We start from the raw sequence: 14379 nt of genomic DNA, 5'->3' as shown, positions 1-14379 counted from the left end.
CAGAGCGGTAGCGCGTTCAACGCGGATTATCCATCGTCAGCACCATGCGGTATTTCGCGCTACCGGATTTCATCTTCGCGTAGGCCTGAGCTGCTTGCTCAAGCGGCATGGTCTCTATCCGAGGCCGCACATTCGCTAGCATACTGAAGTTCAACGTTTTTTCGTTGTCGTAAGGCGTACCCGTGAGCGACCCGAGGATGCTGCGTTGTCCGCCGACGAGCAGACCTGGGGGGATGTGTAGTGGGCTTCTGGCGGGGTTGAGGACAACCAGCCGCCCCTCGGGTGCCAGGCCGGGGAGCAGCGCCGAAATTGCCTCGGCATGATCGATCATGGTCACCATGGCCTGCGCGCCGCCCATGGCCTTGAGCCGCGCAGCGGCATCTTCCCGGGGGTTATCGATATAGACATGTGCGCCCAGCGCCAGCGCGTCGCCGGCCTTTTCGTTGCCTCGCCCGATCGCCACGACCCGGAAACCCATGTTTCGTGCATATTGCAGCGCCATGTGCCCCAAGCCGCCGATGCCAAGGATAGCCACCGTGTCGCCAGCTTGCGCGCCGCACTTCTTCAAGGCGTTGAAGGTAGCGATACCTGCGCACAGGATAGGCGCCGCCTCTTCTGCGCCAAGCGTATCTGGAATGGCGACGAGGCCGGTGCTGCGCGCCAGCATCATCTCGGCGTAGCCACCGTCGACGGTGGCACCCACCACAGGCTGGTTCAGGCAAAGCTGGAACCGCCCCTGCCGGCATTGCACGCATTCGCCACAGTGACCACCCAGCCGGCCCACGCCCACACGCTGGCCTGTCGTCCAGATCGATGGCGTGCCTGGGCCCATCGCCAGGATGCGGCCAACCACCTCGTGACCGGGCACACGCGGCGGGTGCGTAGCAGGGCCTGTTCTTTCGATGTCGGCCGCATCCGCTCCGCAGATGCCGCAGGCTTCCACCCGGATCAGCACCTCTGCGACGCCAGGCTGTGGCACGGCCCGCTCCACAAGCTCCAACACGCCCGGCCCGCTGATCTGCATGGCTCGATAGGTAGGCTTCATCTCGACACTCCAATGTCTCTTCTGGTCCCGCGTTGCGCGCAAGGGCAATCAATGCAAAAGGGAATCTGCGGTATTGCCGGCCATCAAAGCGGCCACAGCCCGCCGGGCAGCGTCCAATGCGCCCGCGACATACCCGCCAAACTCCGGCGACCATTCGCTGGCAATACCGGTAAGCCGGTTGCACCAGACGCCGTCCGCCGCGCGGGAAGGTAATGGCAACACTTGGTGGGCGCCCACCTTGTTGTCGGCTTCCAGCGCTGTGTAAGGGTCGCGCGCCCAGTCTTTCAGATATTCGATGCGGGGTTGTGCAGCGCAGCGGCCGAACAAGCGAACCAGCTGCGCACGGCAGAGAGCCCGCAATTCCTCGTTCGGAACCTGGCGGCGCACAGCGGCGGGAACGCCCAGGAACCCGAACAGGGCACCATGGCAAGCCAGGGCCGAGGCGTCGTGAACCTCCGTCATCGGCCCGACAGCGCTGCGCGCCTCGCCGGATAACCCCTGATCGCGCCAAAAGGGTCGATCGAAAACCGCCAGATACTTGGCATGTGGCGCCATCCATGTCGCGCAGTGCTTCCACGGCCCGGCCAATGCGTCGGGCAACGCTGGCTCGAACACAATGGTGCCGGCTGCAAGACGCGGCGGCACCGCCAACAGCACGTGGGCCACGCGATGCATGAGTCCTCGCCCCCGCGGGCCGTCAGCCTGCACCTCAATACAGTCATCCAGATAGCGCACGCGCGTCAACTGGCAACGGGTCATCAGCTGCTTTGCTGTCAGGCGCTGATGCAGGGCATCGACGAGCGCGCCCATGCCGCCCACCAGCCGCCGCGCGGCAGGCGTGGAGCGATAGCCATCGACGCGTACTGGGGTGTGCGTCGGGGAACGCTCCAGCAGCATGTCTCCCTCTTCTGGCTGCGCGAAGGTCTGCAGGCCAAGCTCTTCCACCAGCGCCTGAAGATCCCGTTGCAAGTCGGGCCAGAACCAGGTTGCGCCAAGGTCGTACCGTTCTCCGGGCCGCTGTTCCTCGGTAGGGGTCGTCGGCGGGACAGAAACGATCCGCCCCCCCAAGGCGTCGCGCGCTTCCAGCAACACGTAGTCCCGGATGCCACGCTGTTCCAGCAAGTAGGCCGCGTACAGGCCACTCAGGCCGCCGCCGATGATGGCAATGCGCGCGGTCAGCATGACGCGCATTCCAGACTGACAGGGTTCGCGAGATGCCCGGTCTTGAGGTACACGCAGGCCCCGAATCTGCCTGCGACGAGATCCGGATACGCCCCCGTCGGCAGTCGAACCCAACTGCCCAGCTCGTATTCCTGTGCACGCTCCCGCAAGCTGCCCTCCACTACCAGCATCTCGGCACCCTCTACCGGACCGCCGAACACGGTGGCGCCCGCCGGTATGCGCTCGAGGTAGACATGTTCGATGTCGTCCGAGAACAGCGGGCAGCATTCACGGCCATTCCTGACCGTCCAGCGCGACACATCACGCGTGTCGATGCGAACCGGGCGGGATTCGCCCCGCTGCATCTGCCTGAGCTTCACAAAGATGACCGCCCCCTCGGCGCTGGAGGGCTGGTGGCTGGAGCCCGGCGGGTTGCGCAAATACCAGCCGGCCGGATAGTGGGTGTCCCCTTCAGAGAAAGTGCCTGACAGCACGAGAATTTCCTCGCCTGCCGGATGTTGATGGCGGGGAAACCAGGAATGGGGCGCGTAACGCACAACGCTGGTGGCGCGCCCATTTTCGCCCCCTACTCGATCCAGCATCACGCGCTCGACGCCCGGCTGGGGCGAGGCTATCCATTGGTACTGATGTGGCGTGACGGCTGCGTGCAGCGAAAGATCAGCATTCATTAGCATGGGGACTTCTTTAATGACAAGCGGGATACAGGGCCGCGGCGGCCCGATGTACCCCATACCATTTACCAGATCACGCGACCTCGTAGATCCGCACGTCGGGCGCGCCACCCAGCAAGGGCTCGAGACTGGCCACCACATCTGCCGTGAACAGCTCGCTTTGCAGATAGGCATCGGCGTTCTCCTCGCTGTCGAAGCCATGCAGCACTTGCACGTCCGCCTCACGCACCAGTAGTTCCTTCGACTTCGCGCCGGCAACGGTGCTGAGGAACGGCTCTTTGTACCTTTGGTAGACGCCAGCCGCGGCGGCGCGGTCTGGGTTGGCGATCTTGAGGGTAATTTGCAGATAGACCATAGGGCTCTCCGAGTCCGGTGGTTAAAAAACAAGGGAGGCAAATGGCAAGCGCTTGCCCCACGCATCAGCTGCGGCCAGCCAGAGCGACAGACATGCGTCGAAGAAGCGAGCCGCCATCAACGAGGTCAACGCAATCTGAAAGGGAAACTATCCGTCTAGAGATGCGCTAATGGATCTCGATATACGTAATAGATGCTGAATATCTGTCTTGCATGACCGTCATTCTTCGCCAAACTTAGACGCCCGGCAAACGAGATAAAATTTCAGCGATTGAAAGAAAAAATTTACTGTTATGAAGCTTCCGGTCCATCTGAATGCGCTGCGCGCCTTTGAAGTCAGTGCCCGACACGAGAGCTTCTCTGCAGCAGCGGAGGAGCTCAACGTCACGCCTGCTGCCGTTGGTCAGTTGGTTCGGGGCCTGGAGGATTGGCTTGGCACCCCGTTGTTCGTCCGGGGCAGCAGTGGTCGGGCTCGGCTTTCTGCCACGGATGCTGCACTGCGCGCATTGCCGGACATCCGAGCCGGATTTGACAGGCTATCCCTGGGCCTGGAACGGCTGCAGGAGGGTTCCGTCCGTGGAGTACTGACCGTTACGGTCAGCCCCGCTTTCGCTGCCAAATGGCTGCTGCCACGCTTTGAGCGATTCCAGGCAATCTGCCCTGACACTGATATCCGCCTGGAGACCAACCTCAAACCTGTGGACTTCGTGGCGCAGCGGGTGGACATTGGCGTGCGCTACGGTACCGGCACATGGCCCGGACTGACTGCGGAAAAGCTCATGGAGGAGGAGGTGTACCCGGTTTGTTCGCCTGAGCTGCTGCGGCAGCATCGAACTCTGCGCCGCCCCGGGGATCTGGATGGCATCACCCTCATTCACGATCTCTCCATCGACGGCCATGCGGGCTTTCCCACATGGAATCAGTGGTTTCAGAAAATGCGCGTCTCCGGTATAGCGACTTCGCGCGGCATGAAGATCAACAACTCCGCAGCCGTGTTGCAGGCAGCAAGCGAAGGACGCGGCGTGGCGCTGGCGCGCAGCGTCATGGCCCGCGACGATTTGGCGGCCGGGCGTGTGGTGCGGCTTTTCCCAAAGTTGAAATTCCCTTCCGAGTTGGCCTACTACGTCGTTTATCGACCGGAGAGCGCCGGCTTGCCGAGGTTGCAGGCATTCCGTAACTGGTTGCTGAGTGAAGCGGCCCTGCCTAACGAATAGAACCAGGCCCAACAGGGCCAATGCCAGCGCGAAGCTGGCCACCTTCGACGCATAGACGGATACCGCCACTTTCGCGGCGGCGTCCACGGCCGGCTAGACGTTGGTGTAGCCGGAAATGAAGGTCTTCTGTTCCCCGCTTTGCTCGTCATAGACATGACGGGAAATCTTGCCGATGTTGCCGCCATACACATGGATGCTGATCGACACGCTGTCGTCGTAAGCATTCGCCACGCGGTGGATATCCCCGATCGACGGCGACACCCGATCGATATGGCCGGGCCTGAGCATATCCTTGCCAAGCGAACGCATCGGCTTCCCTGGCGCAACGACTTCGAATCGCTCCGAAGTCTCGGCACCACGCAGCATGCCGATGAGCGCCCACACCGTGTGGTCATGCACCGGGGTCTTCTGGCCCGGGCCCCAGACAAAGCTGACCACCGAGAATCTATCGCCCGGGTCGGCATAGAGAAGGTATTGGCCGTAGTACTGGGGATGCGGCTGCGCGTACGCCTCCGGCAACCAGTCATCCACGGCAATCAGTTCGCCAAGCAGCTTCTCGCCCGCATCGAGGATGCGGCGCTCGTTGCCTTCAGCGGTATCGACGATCCGGGTCATTCCGGCGATAAAGTCGGTAAAAACCTTGGGCAGATTCATTGCATGTCTCCTTTCTGGGGTCAAAGCCTTACGTCGTCGCGCGGCCCAGGTCACTGCCAGGCCCCCCTGGTTGATGCTTTTCCATCCTGACAAGGCAAGTGTGAGCCGCACAGCCTTGCGAGAAGCCGGAGCTGCCTTTGTCCAGGGTCAGCACGTTCGGATTGCCGGCGACATCTAAGGCGTTCGGCCCCTCGTCTTCCGGCGCATACCACGCGCCCGTCGGCAGCATCAGCACGCCTGGCCGAACCGCATCGGTAACGGATGCCGATGCCAGGCACTGTCCCCGGTCATTCCATAGCCGCACCGCGTCGCCATCGGATATCGACAGCCTTGCCGCATCGCCCGGATGGATCCACACCCGCTCACGGCCGTTATGCTTGGTCGCCATGCTGACCGGCGCCTCGTCCAGCTGGCTATGCAGCTTGCCGGCCGGCTGGCGGGACACCAGGTGAAATGCTTCAGGGCCGGCGCAGCCCAGCCACTCGGCGGGCGGGATCCAGGACGGGCACGGCGGACAGTCGTCAAGGCAAAGCGTGGCTAGCTTGTCGCTACCCAACACGATGCGCCCGCTTTCCGTGTTGAGGCGATGCCCGTCGGGATCACGCCGGAAAGCTTCGAGATAGGTGAACATGGGCCTGGTCGGCACGGGCGCCGATCCACGTTCCCAGAATGTCTCGAACTCCGGCAGCTCGACGCCCAGCCTTTCCCGGCTGTGCCGCGCCGAGCGTTCGTACATCATGCGGATCCACTGCATCTCATCCCGGCCTTCGCTGAAGGCGCTTTCCACACCCAGGCACGCGGCGATACCACGGACAATGTCATAGTCATTGCGCGCCATTCCCAGGGGACGGATGGCTTGATGCATGGCGATCAGGTGGTCGGAACGACGATTGCCCGCAATATCGTTCCGCTCGATGGAGGTGGTCGCGGGAAGCACAATGTCGGCGCGGCGGGCCGTTGCCGTCCACATCGGCTCCTGCACGATAATGGTCTCGGGACGAGACCACGCCTTGCGCAGCCGATTCAGATCCTGATGGTGGTGAAACGGATTTCCGCCCGCCCAGTACACCAGCCGTATGTCAGGGTAGGTGTGCGTCATGCCCTCGTACGTGAACTCTCGCCCCGGCTTCAGCAGCAGGTCGGCGATGCGTGCGCACGGGATAAAGTCTGCATTGGGTTTTGCGCCCTGCGGGAACGCCGGAGATTGCGCCTGGGAAAGCGGCGATCCGACACCGCCAAGGGAACCATAGCCAAAGCCGACGCCAGTGCCGGGCAGTCCGATCTGGCCGATCACCGACGCCAGCGCCAGGGCCGCCCAGTATGGCTGCTCGCCATGGTCTGCCCGCTGCAGGCTCCAGCTCACGGTGATCATCGAACGCGTATCGACCAGGCGGCGGGCGAGCGCCTTGAGACAACCAACGTCAAGGCTCGATATCCGCGAGGCCCACTCCGCGTCTTTCCGCACGCCGTCATGCTGTCCGGCCAGATAGGCCAGGAAGCGGTCGGAGCCGCTGCAATAACGGTTCAGGAACGCCTGGTCGTGCCGGTTCGCCGAGACGATTTCTCCGGCCAGCCCCAACATGACCGCGGCATCGGTGTTCGGGCGCACGGGCAGCCATTCGGCCGGCACCCACTCCGGCAAATCGTCACGCATCGGCGAGACCAGGAAGAACCTGACGCCGTTATCGACCATGGCCCGCAAATGGGATTCGAGCTGGTGGCGTGCAACACCGCCGGCCTCGCTCTGGGCCGTGCGGGGCGACAGCCCGCCGAAGACAACAACGGTTTGCGCATGCCTGGCCACGGCATCGAGCGTGGTGGCGCCACCATTGCAGGCCTCGCTGTCGCCGAGGACGTGGCGCAGGATGACCGGGCCGGCGGCAATGCTGTAGGTATCGACATGGCCGGTATAGCCGCCGACCAGGTTCAGCATCCGCTTGATCTGCGAGGGGGCATGATGGAACCGCCCGCAGCTGGTCCAGCCATAGGAGCCCGCGAAGATCGACGCATTGCCGTACTCATGGCGCACGCGATCGATCTCGCTGGCGACGATCTGGTTGGCCTGCTCCCAGGACACCGGCACGAACGCTTCGTTGGCCTTTCGCTCGCCCGGCCCGCGCTTGGCGAGCCAGCTCTTCCGGACCATGGGCTGAGCAATCCGGTTGGCGGACTCGGCCCAGTACTTCACCGAGTGGATGACCGGTGACGGCGACGGATCTCCTGCGAACGGCTCGACCCCGACGATCCGGTTGTTCTCCACCAGCAGGGTATAGGCGCCCCAATGGCTGCAATGGCTAAATTTCTGGACTGCCATGGATTTCCTCCTGCCGCTCACTTCGGCGCTTGTCGCAGCACTGTCGCGTCCCCGGACGTCCTCGCCAGCACACCCAGGACCCGCTGCGCCACCAGTTCACAAACTCGCAGCTCCGAATCGGCGGTCACGCCGGCTACGTGCGGTGTCAGCAGCAGGTTCGGCACCCCCGCCAGCACCGACCCGCCAGGCAGCGGTTCGTCGTCGAATACATCCAGTGCGGCCGCCCGGAGCTTTTTTTCCGTCAGGGCGCGCGCCAGAGCTGCCTCGTCGACGATGCCCCCTCGCGCGGCATTGATCAGCACCGCTTCAGGCCGCATCATGGCGAGCCGGTCCGCATTGATGAGGCTACGTGTCTCCGGCATCAGCGGAACGTGCAGACTGACAACGTCACTGACGGCCAGCAATTCGTTCAGGGGAAGCATTTCGCATGGGAAGTCGGGCGACGTCCCCGGCCGAAGCGCGGCGTCATGCGCCACCACGCGCATGTCCAGCCGGCTGGCCAGGCGGCCGGTCAACTGGCCGATCGAGCCGAATCCCACCAGGCCCAGCGTCCGACCACAGACCTCATGGCCTTCCGGCGTTGCCGGACGGGTCCAGCAGCCATCGGCCAGCGTGTCGCTGACGCTGTAGTGGGAAAACCTGAGCAGCAGCATGGCGCAGGTCACGACATACTCCGCCACGGAGCGGGCGTTGGCTCCGAGGGCCGGGATCACTTCGATACCGCGCTCCTGGCAGGCGGGAACGTCGATATTGTCAAGGCCGACCCCAAGGCGACCAACGGCCCGGCACTGGCCGAGCGCATCGAGCAGCTCGCCACGCACCTGCGTACGGTTTCGGACGATCAGGGCCTGGGCATCGCGCGCGGCATCCAGCAGCGCCCCCTGGCGCGCGAAGAGGGTAGGGTCGAACACGACCTCGTGCTCCTTGCGCAGGCGCTCCAGGGACCGGGGGTGAATCAACTCGGGGATCAGGATCTTCATGTTGGCTCTCGTGGTTCCGGGCGCTCGGTTACGCCGTCGACTTCGGTCTCGATCATCGATGCCAGGTCTACTTCAGCAGCCCGCTTTGCTTGAGCACCGGCGTGTACTTGCGGTAGTCCGCCCAGGCCGCCTCGCGCGCGGTGGCACCATCCTGGTAGGCGATATCCAGTGCGTTGTCCGCGGCAAATTTCCTGAATTCCGGCGTTTCCATGGCCGCCTTGGCGGCATCATGGATGTACTTCACCACGGGTGCCGGCGTTCCTTTGGGAACGACGATGAGGTAGCGCACGCCGAAATCCGCCGCGACGCCCTGCTCCTTCATCGTTGGCACGTCCGGCAATCGTGACTGCCGCGTTTCGCTGAAGGAGCCGAGCGCACGCATCTTTCCTGACTTCAGGTACGGCACCGCCTCGATGGGCTGCGCGATCGCGGCGGTGATGTGCCCGCCCAGCAATTGGGGGCCCCCTTCTCCCCAACCCTTCTGGGCCACGTCGATCAGCTGCACACCGGCCAGGCGCTCGAACTGGAGCAGGTTGAGATGGCTCAGAGTCGTCACGCCCGGAAAACCCACGCTAAGGCTTTCCGGGGCCTTCTTGGCCGCATTGAGCAAGTCCTGCAGCGTCTGGTAAGGCGAACTGCTCGGCACCAGCATCACCGGGGCGAAGTTGACGATGTTGATGACTGGCGTGACATCGTCCGGCGATTTATAGGACAACGAATTGACCTGCGGCGACAGCGCCAGGTTCGAGTTGGGTACGAATGCGAACTGATACCCGTCTGGCTTGGCCATCGCGAGCGTCGACACCGCCAGGCTGCCACCGACACCCGGCTTGTTTTCGACCACGATGCCCGAGGGGAACCTGGGCGCCATGACCGCTGCCAGCTTGCGCGTGACAAGGTCCGCGGCACCGCCCGGAAGATACCCGACCAAGGCGGTGACCGGTCGGCTCGGGTAGCCGTCCTGCGCCATCGCGGGGGATACGACGGCGCTTAAGAGAAACAGGGAAAGTAGTGCTCGCATGCTTTGTCTCCAATCGATCTTATGTTTTGCTGGGGATATGCGGGTCAGCGCCCTGCCTGCTGCTTAATCGCCGAGCTCGACGAAGGTGGTAACCATGCGCCGCTCTGCTTCGGGCGCGAGCGTCATGCCCAGGCCCGGTGCCGTCGGCACGTGGAAGCGGCCGCCCTGCGGCTGCAGATCCTCGATAAACAGATCCCTGTTACACGCCTTCAGCGCATACGTGTGGTGCTCATGAATTTCGAAATTGGGGATGGCCGCTTCAAACTGCAGTGCAATCGCTGTGGCCAGCGGCGATCCGCACACATGGGCCTGCACCCCCACATCGAAGGTGTGCGCGAGGTGGGCAATCTTGCAGGCCTCGCTGATGCCACCGACCAGGCCCACGTCCGGCTGGATCATGTCGATCGACCCGGCCTCCAGGTACGGCAGGAAGCCCCAACGGGTATAGAGCCGCTCGCCGGCGGCTACCGGCACCGGCGACTTGCGCGCGGCACGGTTGTGCGCATGCGCGCCGTTGTAATGAGTCGGCTCCTCCATAAAAAGAATCCCCAGGTCCTTCAAGGTTTCCGCCGCCTGCAGTGCGCCTGCCGTGGAAGTGAAGGAGTGCAACTCCAGGATGATGTCGGCGTCGGGGCCAATGCCGTCCCGCACCGCCTCCATGCGCGCGCGCAGCATCTTGCGCTGCTCGGGTGTCAGGATGCCGCGCAGCCTGGCAGCGCGGCTGCCGTCCGGCGCGATCATCAGCGGATCGACCTTGACGCAGTCGTAGCCTTCCTCGCGCGCACGGACCGCGGCTTCGCGATACCGCGCCGGGTCGACAAGGTTCACCGTTTCCCCGGCCCAGTCGAACTGAAGCTGGCTGGCATAGCAGCGCAGCGGCGCCGGCGTGTCGGCGCCCAGCAGCCGATGCACGGGCAAGCCAAGCGCCTTGCCTTTGATGTCCCAGAGCGCCGCGTCGAGCGCGCTCATGGCGCCGAACACCACGGGCCCGCCCCCTTCGGCCCAGAAGGACTTGCGCAGCATCCGCTCCCAAATAGATTCGGTCGAAAACGCGTTGTGGCCCAGCACGAAGCGCTGGCCCAGCGCCAGCACCATCGGCCCCGCGGCCTGCGCGCCGGTCCCGTAGGCCATGCCGACCTCGCCGAGTCCGGTCACGCCTTCGTCGGTGTGAACCCTCGCGAAAACGTGATGCCACGAGGCAATGCCGCCCTGGCCGGACAGTTCGGCCTCGAGCACTTCGATCTTGGTAATTTTCATGATGGTCTCCCCAGGCAGTTTGGGTTGGATGGCCGGCGCGCCAGGTGGCAGCCGACCATTGCGAGATGTGGCATGAGAGGATGCACAGCACTCCCATGCCGTGATGACAGCCCCGACGAGGGCAGCTCGTGCTATTCGACCCGGATGTTGGCGTCCCGCGCCACGGCGCTCCAGCGGTCGACTTCGCTCAGCAGCAGCTTGCGCAGCACCTCTGGATTGCCCCCGCCGGGCTCGGCACCCTGGCGCCGCCATTGCTCGACAAAGGCATCGTGGGCAAACGCCCGGGCCGTGGCGCCGTTGAGCGCGGTAACGACCTGCACCGGCGTGCCGCGTGGCGCGAACAAGCCGTACCAGCTCGCCGCGTCATAGTTGGGCACGCCGGACTCGGCGATGGTGGGAAGGTCCGGCAGCGTGCGCGAGCGCTGCTTGGAAGTCACCGCGAGCGCCCGCACGCTTCCGCTGCGGACATACTGCAGCGCCGACGGCATGGTTTCGAAGTAGACCTGGATGGTCCCGGAGATCAGGTCGACCAGCGCGGGGCTGGAGCCCTTGTAGGGGACGTGCATCATCCGGGTTCCGGTGACGGCCTTGAACTGCTCCGCCATCAGGTGGTGCAGCGTGCCGGTGCCGGGCGAGCCGTAGGCCAGCTTGTCGGGATTCGCCTTCAGGTAGGCGATCAGTTCGGCGACGTTCTTTACCGGCAGCTTGTTGGTCACCAGCAGCACATGGTCCACCCGCCCGAGGAAGCTGACCGGCACCATGTTGCGGATGTCATAGGGCAGCGCCGGATAGACGGTCTGGGCGATGGCGTGATGCGCAGCGCCAAACAGCACGGTGTAGCCATCCGGCCTGGCGCGCGCCACCGCATCCGCACCGATGGTACCGCCCGCACCGGCGCGATTCTCGACGATCACCGATTGGGATAGCTCGCGCGCAAGTTGCGACGAAACCAGCCGTGCCAGGATATCGACGGTGCCGCCTGGCGGGAACGGCGCGACTAGCCGCACCGGCGCAGCGGGATAGGCCCCGCTCGCAGCGCGCACACCCACAAGCGGCGCCATGGACCCCGCGCCGATATACGACAGGGCTTTTATGAAGTCTCTGCGCTTCATATCTTTGTCTCCTCCGTTATTTTTGCGACCGGCCTTATTTCGCGACGTAGCCGTGGCGAGTCTGCGGCAGCTTCATCTCGAGCACGCTCGCCGCGACCTGCGTTCTCAGGATCTGCGCGGTGCCGCCGGCAATGGTGAACATCCGGGCATCGCGGACGTGCCGCTCCATCGGGTTATGCCGGCCATAGCCAGACGACCCATAGAGCTGCAGCGCATCGTTGGTGACCTTGTTGGCCGTCTCGGCTGCGAAGATCTTGGCGCGGGCGGCGCGGGCCATGTCGGGAAACTCCTTGCCGCTGCACGCGGCCGAGTGCAACAGCAAGCGCGCGGCCTCCAGTTGCACCGACATATCGCTGATCATCCACTGCAGGCCCTGGAATTCGGCGATGGGGCGGCCGAACTGCTGGCGCGACTTCGCATAGCGCACGCCTTCCTCGAACGCGCCCTGCGCGATGCCGAGCGCCACCGTGCCGGCACCGACTCGCTGCGCGTTGTACGCGTTCATCAGCGCCGCGAAGCCGCGCTGCAGCCCGCCCGGCGGTACCACCAGCATGGATTTGTGGATCTTCAGGTCGCGGAACTCGATATGCGTCTCGGGAATGCCGCGCACGCCCATCGCGTAGAGACGGCGACCGATTACCAGGCCGTCGGGAGCATTGCCATCGCGCACGCAGATGAACGCGCCGATGCCCTGGTCGACACCGTCGTCGAACACGCGGGCGAAGATCAAGTGCAGGCGCGAGACACCGCCGCCGGTGATCCAGTACTTTTCGCCGTTCAGGATGTAGTCGTCGCCGACCCGGTCCGCGCGGGTGGTCATCTCGCTGGCGGCGCTGCCGGCGTTGGGCTCGGAGATGCAGATGGCAGGCTTGTCGCCGCTGAGCACGGCCGCCGCGGCGAGCTTGCGCTGCTCGTCGGTGCCATAGCGCAGGATGGCGCCGATCGCACCCATGTTGGCTTCGACGGTAATGCGGCCCATGGTGGCGCACGCCTTCGCCATCTCCTCGATCACGATCACGGTATCGTGGTAGCTGCGACCTTGTCCGCCCAGCTCCTTCGGGATCGTCATCCCCATGAAGCCTGCGGCAAGCAGCCGGTCCACGTTCTGCCAGGGATAGGCCTCGGTCAGGTCGGTGTCGGCAGCGGTCGGTGCGAATGCGTTCTGCGCCAGGTCGCGCGCGGCCAGTTGCAGTTCTCTTTGTTCAGCGGTCAGTTCGAACATGCGTCTCTCCATTGGTTTATGAGTTGCCGAGCCAGTCTTTCAGGATCGCGTCGCGATGCTCGTCCAGCCGGGGCGGGGGTTTTCGATAGGTCGCGGGCGTCTCTGACAGCTTGAGCGGATTGGCGAGCAGCCGCAGCTGGCCGTCCTTTGCCCATTCACAGGGCATGCGGATCTCAGCGCCCCGTGCCTTGACATGCGGGTCGTTGAAAACGTCTTCGAGGTTGTTCACCGGGCCGCATGGCACCCCCGCGTCTTCCAGCGCGGCGAGCCATTCGGACCGGCCACGCTGGCGTAGTGCCGCGGCAACCAGCTCGCACACCGCTTTGCGATTGGCAACCCGCGCCGGGTTGGTGCGGAACCGCGCATCCGCGGCGACGTGCATCAGGTCGGCGACCTCGCAGAACCGCTCGAACTGGCCATCGTTGCCGACCGCGAGGATCATCGGTGCGTCAGCGGTATCGAACACCTGATAGGGCACGATATTGGGATGCCCGTTGCCGAGCCGTTGCGGCAGCACACCGTCGGCAAGGTAGTTGGTGGCGCCGTTCACCAGCCACGCAATCTGCGAATCGAGCAGCGACACATCGATATGCTGGCCGCGGCCATGCGCGGCGCGGTACTGCAGCGCGGCGAGGATGCCCACCGCGGCATACATGCCAGTCATGACATCGGCGATGCCGACGCCGACCTTCATCGGCTGGCCGTCGGGCTCGCCGGTGAGGCTCATGATGCCGCCCATGCCCTGGATCAGGAAGTCGTAGCCCGGTCGCTGGGCGTAAGGGCCGGTCTGGCCGAACCCCGTGATCGAGCAGTAGATCAGCCTGGGGTACTGTGTCTTGAGCTGCTCGTACGACAGTCCATAGCGCGCCAGCCCACCGACCTTGTAGTTCTCCACCAGCACGTCGGCATGCTGCAGCAGGTCATGGATCAGCGCGCGCCCTGCCTCCAACGCCAGATCGATCGCAATCGAGCGCTTGTTGCGATTGGCGCTGAGGTAGTACGCGCTTTCCTGCGTCGGGTTACCGGCGGCGTCCTCGATGTATGGGGGACCCCATTTGCGGGTATCGTCACCCTCCCCGGGGCGCTCGACCTTGACGACATCGGCGCCAAGGTCACCAAGCAGCTGCGTCGCGCTAGGCCCGGCAAGGATTCGCGAGAGGTCGAGAACCTTGATGCCGGCCAGCGCCAGGCGGTCAGGAGGCACGTTCATTGCGCACCTCGCAAGCATTGGGCCGCTGGGCACTGGCCTGCTACGGCCACGCTGCGGTTCGGCGTTCTACTGCATCGCATGACAAGTTCTCCTTGCAGGTCATGCGATCGATTCTAAGAATCGGTGTCCGACAAGCTCAATTG

13 protein-coding genes are annotated in these 14379 nt (G+C 64.3%); 1 reads left to right on the top strand and 12 read right to left on the bottom strand.

The genetic code is table 11. The features are described 5' to 3' along the window. Nucleotides 1-16: 16 nt before the first annotated feature. From C7416_RS16660 to C7416_RS16645, 4 genes are all read right to left on the bottom strand, one after another. Complete coding sequence (locus tag C7416_RS16660) at nt 17-1045, bottom strand: alcohol dehydrogenase (protein WP_111519940.1); 1029 nt, start codon at nt 1043-1045, stop codon at nt 17-19. Between the two features lie 48 nt (nt 1046-1093). Further along, a complete protein-coding gene (locus C7416_RS16655) occupies nt 1094-2227 on the bottom strand; it encodes a flavin monoamine oxidase family protein (RefSeq protein ID WP_111519939.1) in 1134 nt (377 codons plus the stop codon). Further along, entirely contained in the window at nt 2221-2901 is a 681-nt protein-coding gene (locus tag C7416_RS16650; RefSeq protein ID WP_111519938.1) for a cupin domain-containing protein, read from the bottom strand. Before C7416_RS16650 ends, C7416_RS16655 begins: the two co-directional genes overlap by 7 nt. Before the next feature lie 70 nt (nt 2902-2971). Further along, complete coding sequence (locus C7416_RS16645) at nt 2972-3253, bottom strand: hypothetical protein (RefSeq protein ID WP_111519937.1); 282 nt, start codon at nt 3251-3253, stop codon at nt 2972-2974. 292 nt (nt 3254-3545) lie between these two features. Here C7416_RS16645 and gcvA point away from each other — a divergent pair, with 292 nt between their 5' ends. Beyond that, entirely contained in the window at nt 3546-4466 is a 921-nt protein-coding gene (gene gcvA / locus C7416_RS16640) for a transcriptional regulator GcvA (RefSeq protein WP_111519936.1), read from the top strand. A 93-nt stretch (nt 4467-4559) separates the two neighbouring features. Here the strand turns inward: gcvA and C7416_RS16635 are convergent, their stop codons facing one another. From C7416_RS16635 to C7416_RS16600, 8 genes are all read right to left on the bottom strand, one after another. Further along, entirely contained in the window at nt 4560-5120 is a 561-nt protein-coding gene (locus tag C7416_RS16635; RefSeq protein ID WP_111519935.1) for a cysteine dioxygenase family protein, read from the bottom strand. Between the two features lie 28 nt (nt 5121-5148). Further along, nucleotides 5149-7434 carry a molybdopterin-dependent oxidoreductase gene (locus C7416_RS16630; RefSeq protein ID WP_111519934.1) on the bottom strand — a complete coding sequence of 762 codons (2286 nt, stop codon included), beginning with the start codon at nt 7432-7434 and terminating at the stop codon, nt 5149-5151. Between the two features lie 17 nt (nt 7435-7451). Next, a complete protein-coding gene (locus C7416_RS16625) occupies nt 7452-8414 on the bottom strand; it encodes a hydroxyacid dehydrogenase (RefSeq protein ID WP_111519933.1) in 963 nt (320 codons plus the stop codon). Between the two features lie 67 nt (nt 8415-8481). Further along, nucleotides 8482-9435 (bottom strand): tripartite tricarboxylate transporter substrate binding protein, encoded by a 954-nt coding sequence (locus C7416_RS16620; RefSeq protein WP_240987726.1) that lies wholly within the window; start codon nt 9433-9435, stop codon nt 8482-8484. Between the two features lie 63 nt (nt 9436-9498). Further along, the gene (locus C7416_RS16615) at nt 9499-10692 is read right to left on the bottom strand and encodes a mandelate racemase/muconate lactonizing enzyme family protein (RefSeq protein WP_111519931.1); all 1194 of its coding nucleotides are present in this window, start codon (nt 10690-10692) and stop codon (nt 9499-9501) included. Between the two features lie 131 nt (nt 10693-10823). Continuing rightward, complete coding sequence (locus C7416_RS16610) at nt 10824-11804, bottom strand: Bug family tripartite tricarboxylate transporter substrate binding protein (RefSeq protein WP_111519930.1); 981 nt, start codon at nt 11802-11804, stop codon at nt 10824-10826. Nucleotides 11805-11838: 34 nt separating this feature from the next. After that, nucleotides 11839-13026: a 3-sulfinopropanoyl-CoA desulfinase gene (gene acdA / locus C7416_RS16605; RefSeq protein ID WP_111519929.1), complete on the bottom strand. Its 1188-nt coding sequence runs from the start codon at nt 13024-13026 to the stop codon at nt 11839-11841. 16 nt (nt 13027-13042) lie between these two features. Continuing rightward, nucleotides 13043-14236, bottom strand: a complete 1194-nt coding sequence (locus C7416_RS16600; protein ID WP_111519928.1) for a CaiB/BaiF CoA transferase family protein — start codon at nt 14234-14236, stop codon at nt 13043-13045. Between the last annotated feature and the right edge of the window lie 143 nt (nt 14237-14379).

It is taken from the genome of Cupriavidus phytorum, from assembly GCF_003254285.1.
Classification (GTDB): Bacteria; Pseudomonadota; Gammaproteobacteria; order Burkholderiales; family Burkholderiaceae; genus Cupriavidus; species Cupriavidus phytorum.
The sequence above is the reverse complement of the archived record's forward strand: the minus strand, read 5'-3'. Positions and strand labels throughout refer to the sequence as shown.

Excerpts from the sequence above, each read along its gene's own strand:
- C7416_RS16610 (WP_111519930.1), bottom strand. The coding sequence starts at position 11,804 with ATGAAGCGCAGAGACTTCATAAAAGCCCTGTCGTATATCGGCGCGGGG.
- C7416_RS16645 (WP_111519937.1), bottom strand. The coding sequence starts at position 3,253 with ATGGTCTATCTGCAAATTACCCTCAAGATCGCCAACCCAGACCGCGCC.
- C7416_RS16635 (WP_111519935.1), bottom strand. The coding sequence starts at position 5,120 with ATGAATCTGCCCAAGGTTTTTACCGACTTTATCGCCGGAATGACCCGG.
- C7416_RS16660 (WP_111519940.1), bottom strand. The coding sequence starts at position 1,045 with ATGAAGCCTACCTATCGAGCCATGCAGATCAGCGGGCCGGGCGTGTTG.
- C7416_RS16630 (WP_111519934.1), bottom strand. The coding sequence starts at position 7,434 with ATGGCAGTCCAGAAATTTAGCCATTGCAGCCATTGGGGCGCCTATACC.
- C7416_RS16650 (WP_111519938.1), bottom strand. The coding sequence starts at position 2,901 with ATGCTAATGAATGCTGATCTTTCGCTGCACGCAGCCGTCACGCCACAT.
- acdA (WP_111519929.1), bottom strand. The coding sequence starts at position 13,026 with ATGTTCGAACTGACCGCTGAACAAAGAGAACTGCAACTGGCCGCGCGC.
- C7416_RS16600 (WP_111519928.1), bottom strand. The coding sequence starts at position 14,236 with ATGAACGTGCCTCCTGACCGCCTGGCGCTGGCCGGCATCAAGGTTCTC.
- C7416_RS16615 (WP_111519931.1), bottom strand. The coding sequence starts at position 10,692 with ATGAAAATTACCAAGATCGAAGTGCTCGAGGCCGAACTGTCCGGCCAG.
- C7416_RS16620 (WP_240987726.1), bottom strand. The coding sequence starts at position 9,435 with ATGCGAGCACTACTTTCCCTGTTTCTCTTAAGCGCCGTCGTATCCCCC.
- C7416_RS16655 (WP_111519939.1), bottom strand. The coding sequence starts at position 2,227 with ATGCTGACCGCGCGCATTGCCATCATCGGCGGCGGCCTGAGTGGCCTG.
- gcvA (WP_111519936.1), top strand. The coding sequence starts at position 3,546 with ATGAAGCTTCCGGTCCATCTGAATGCGCTGCGCGCCTTTGAAGTCAGT.
- C7416_RS16625 (WP_111519933.1), bottom strand. The coding sequence starts at position 8,414 with ATGAAGATCCTGATCCCCGAGTTGATTCACCCCCGGTCCCTGGAGCGC.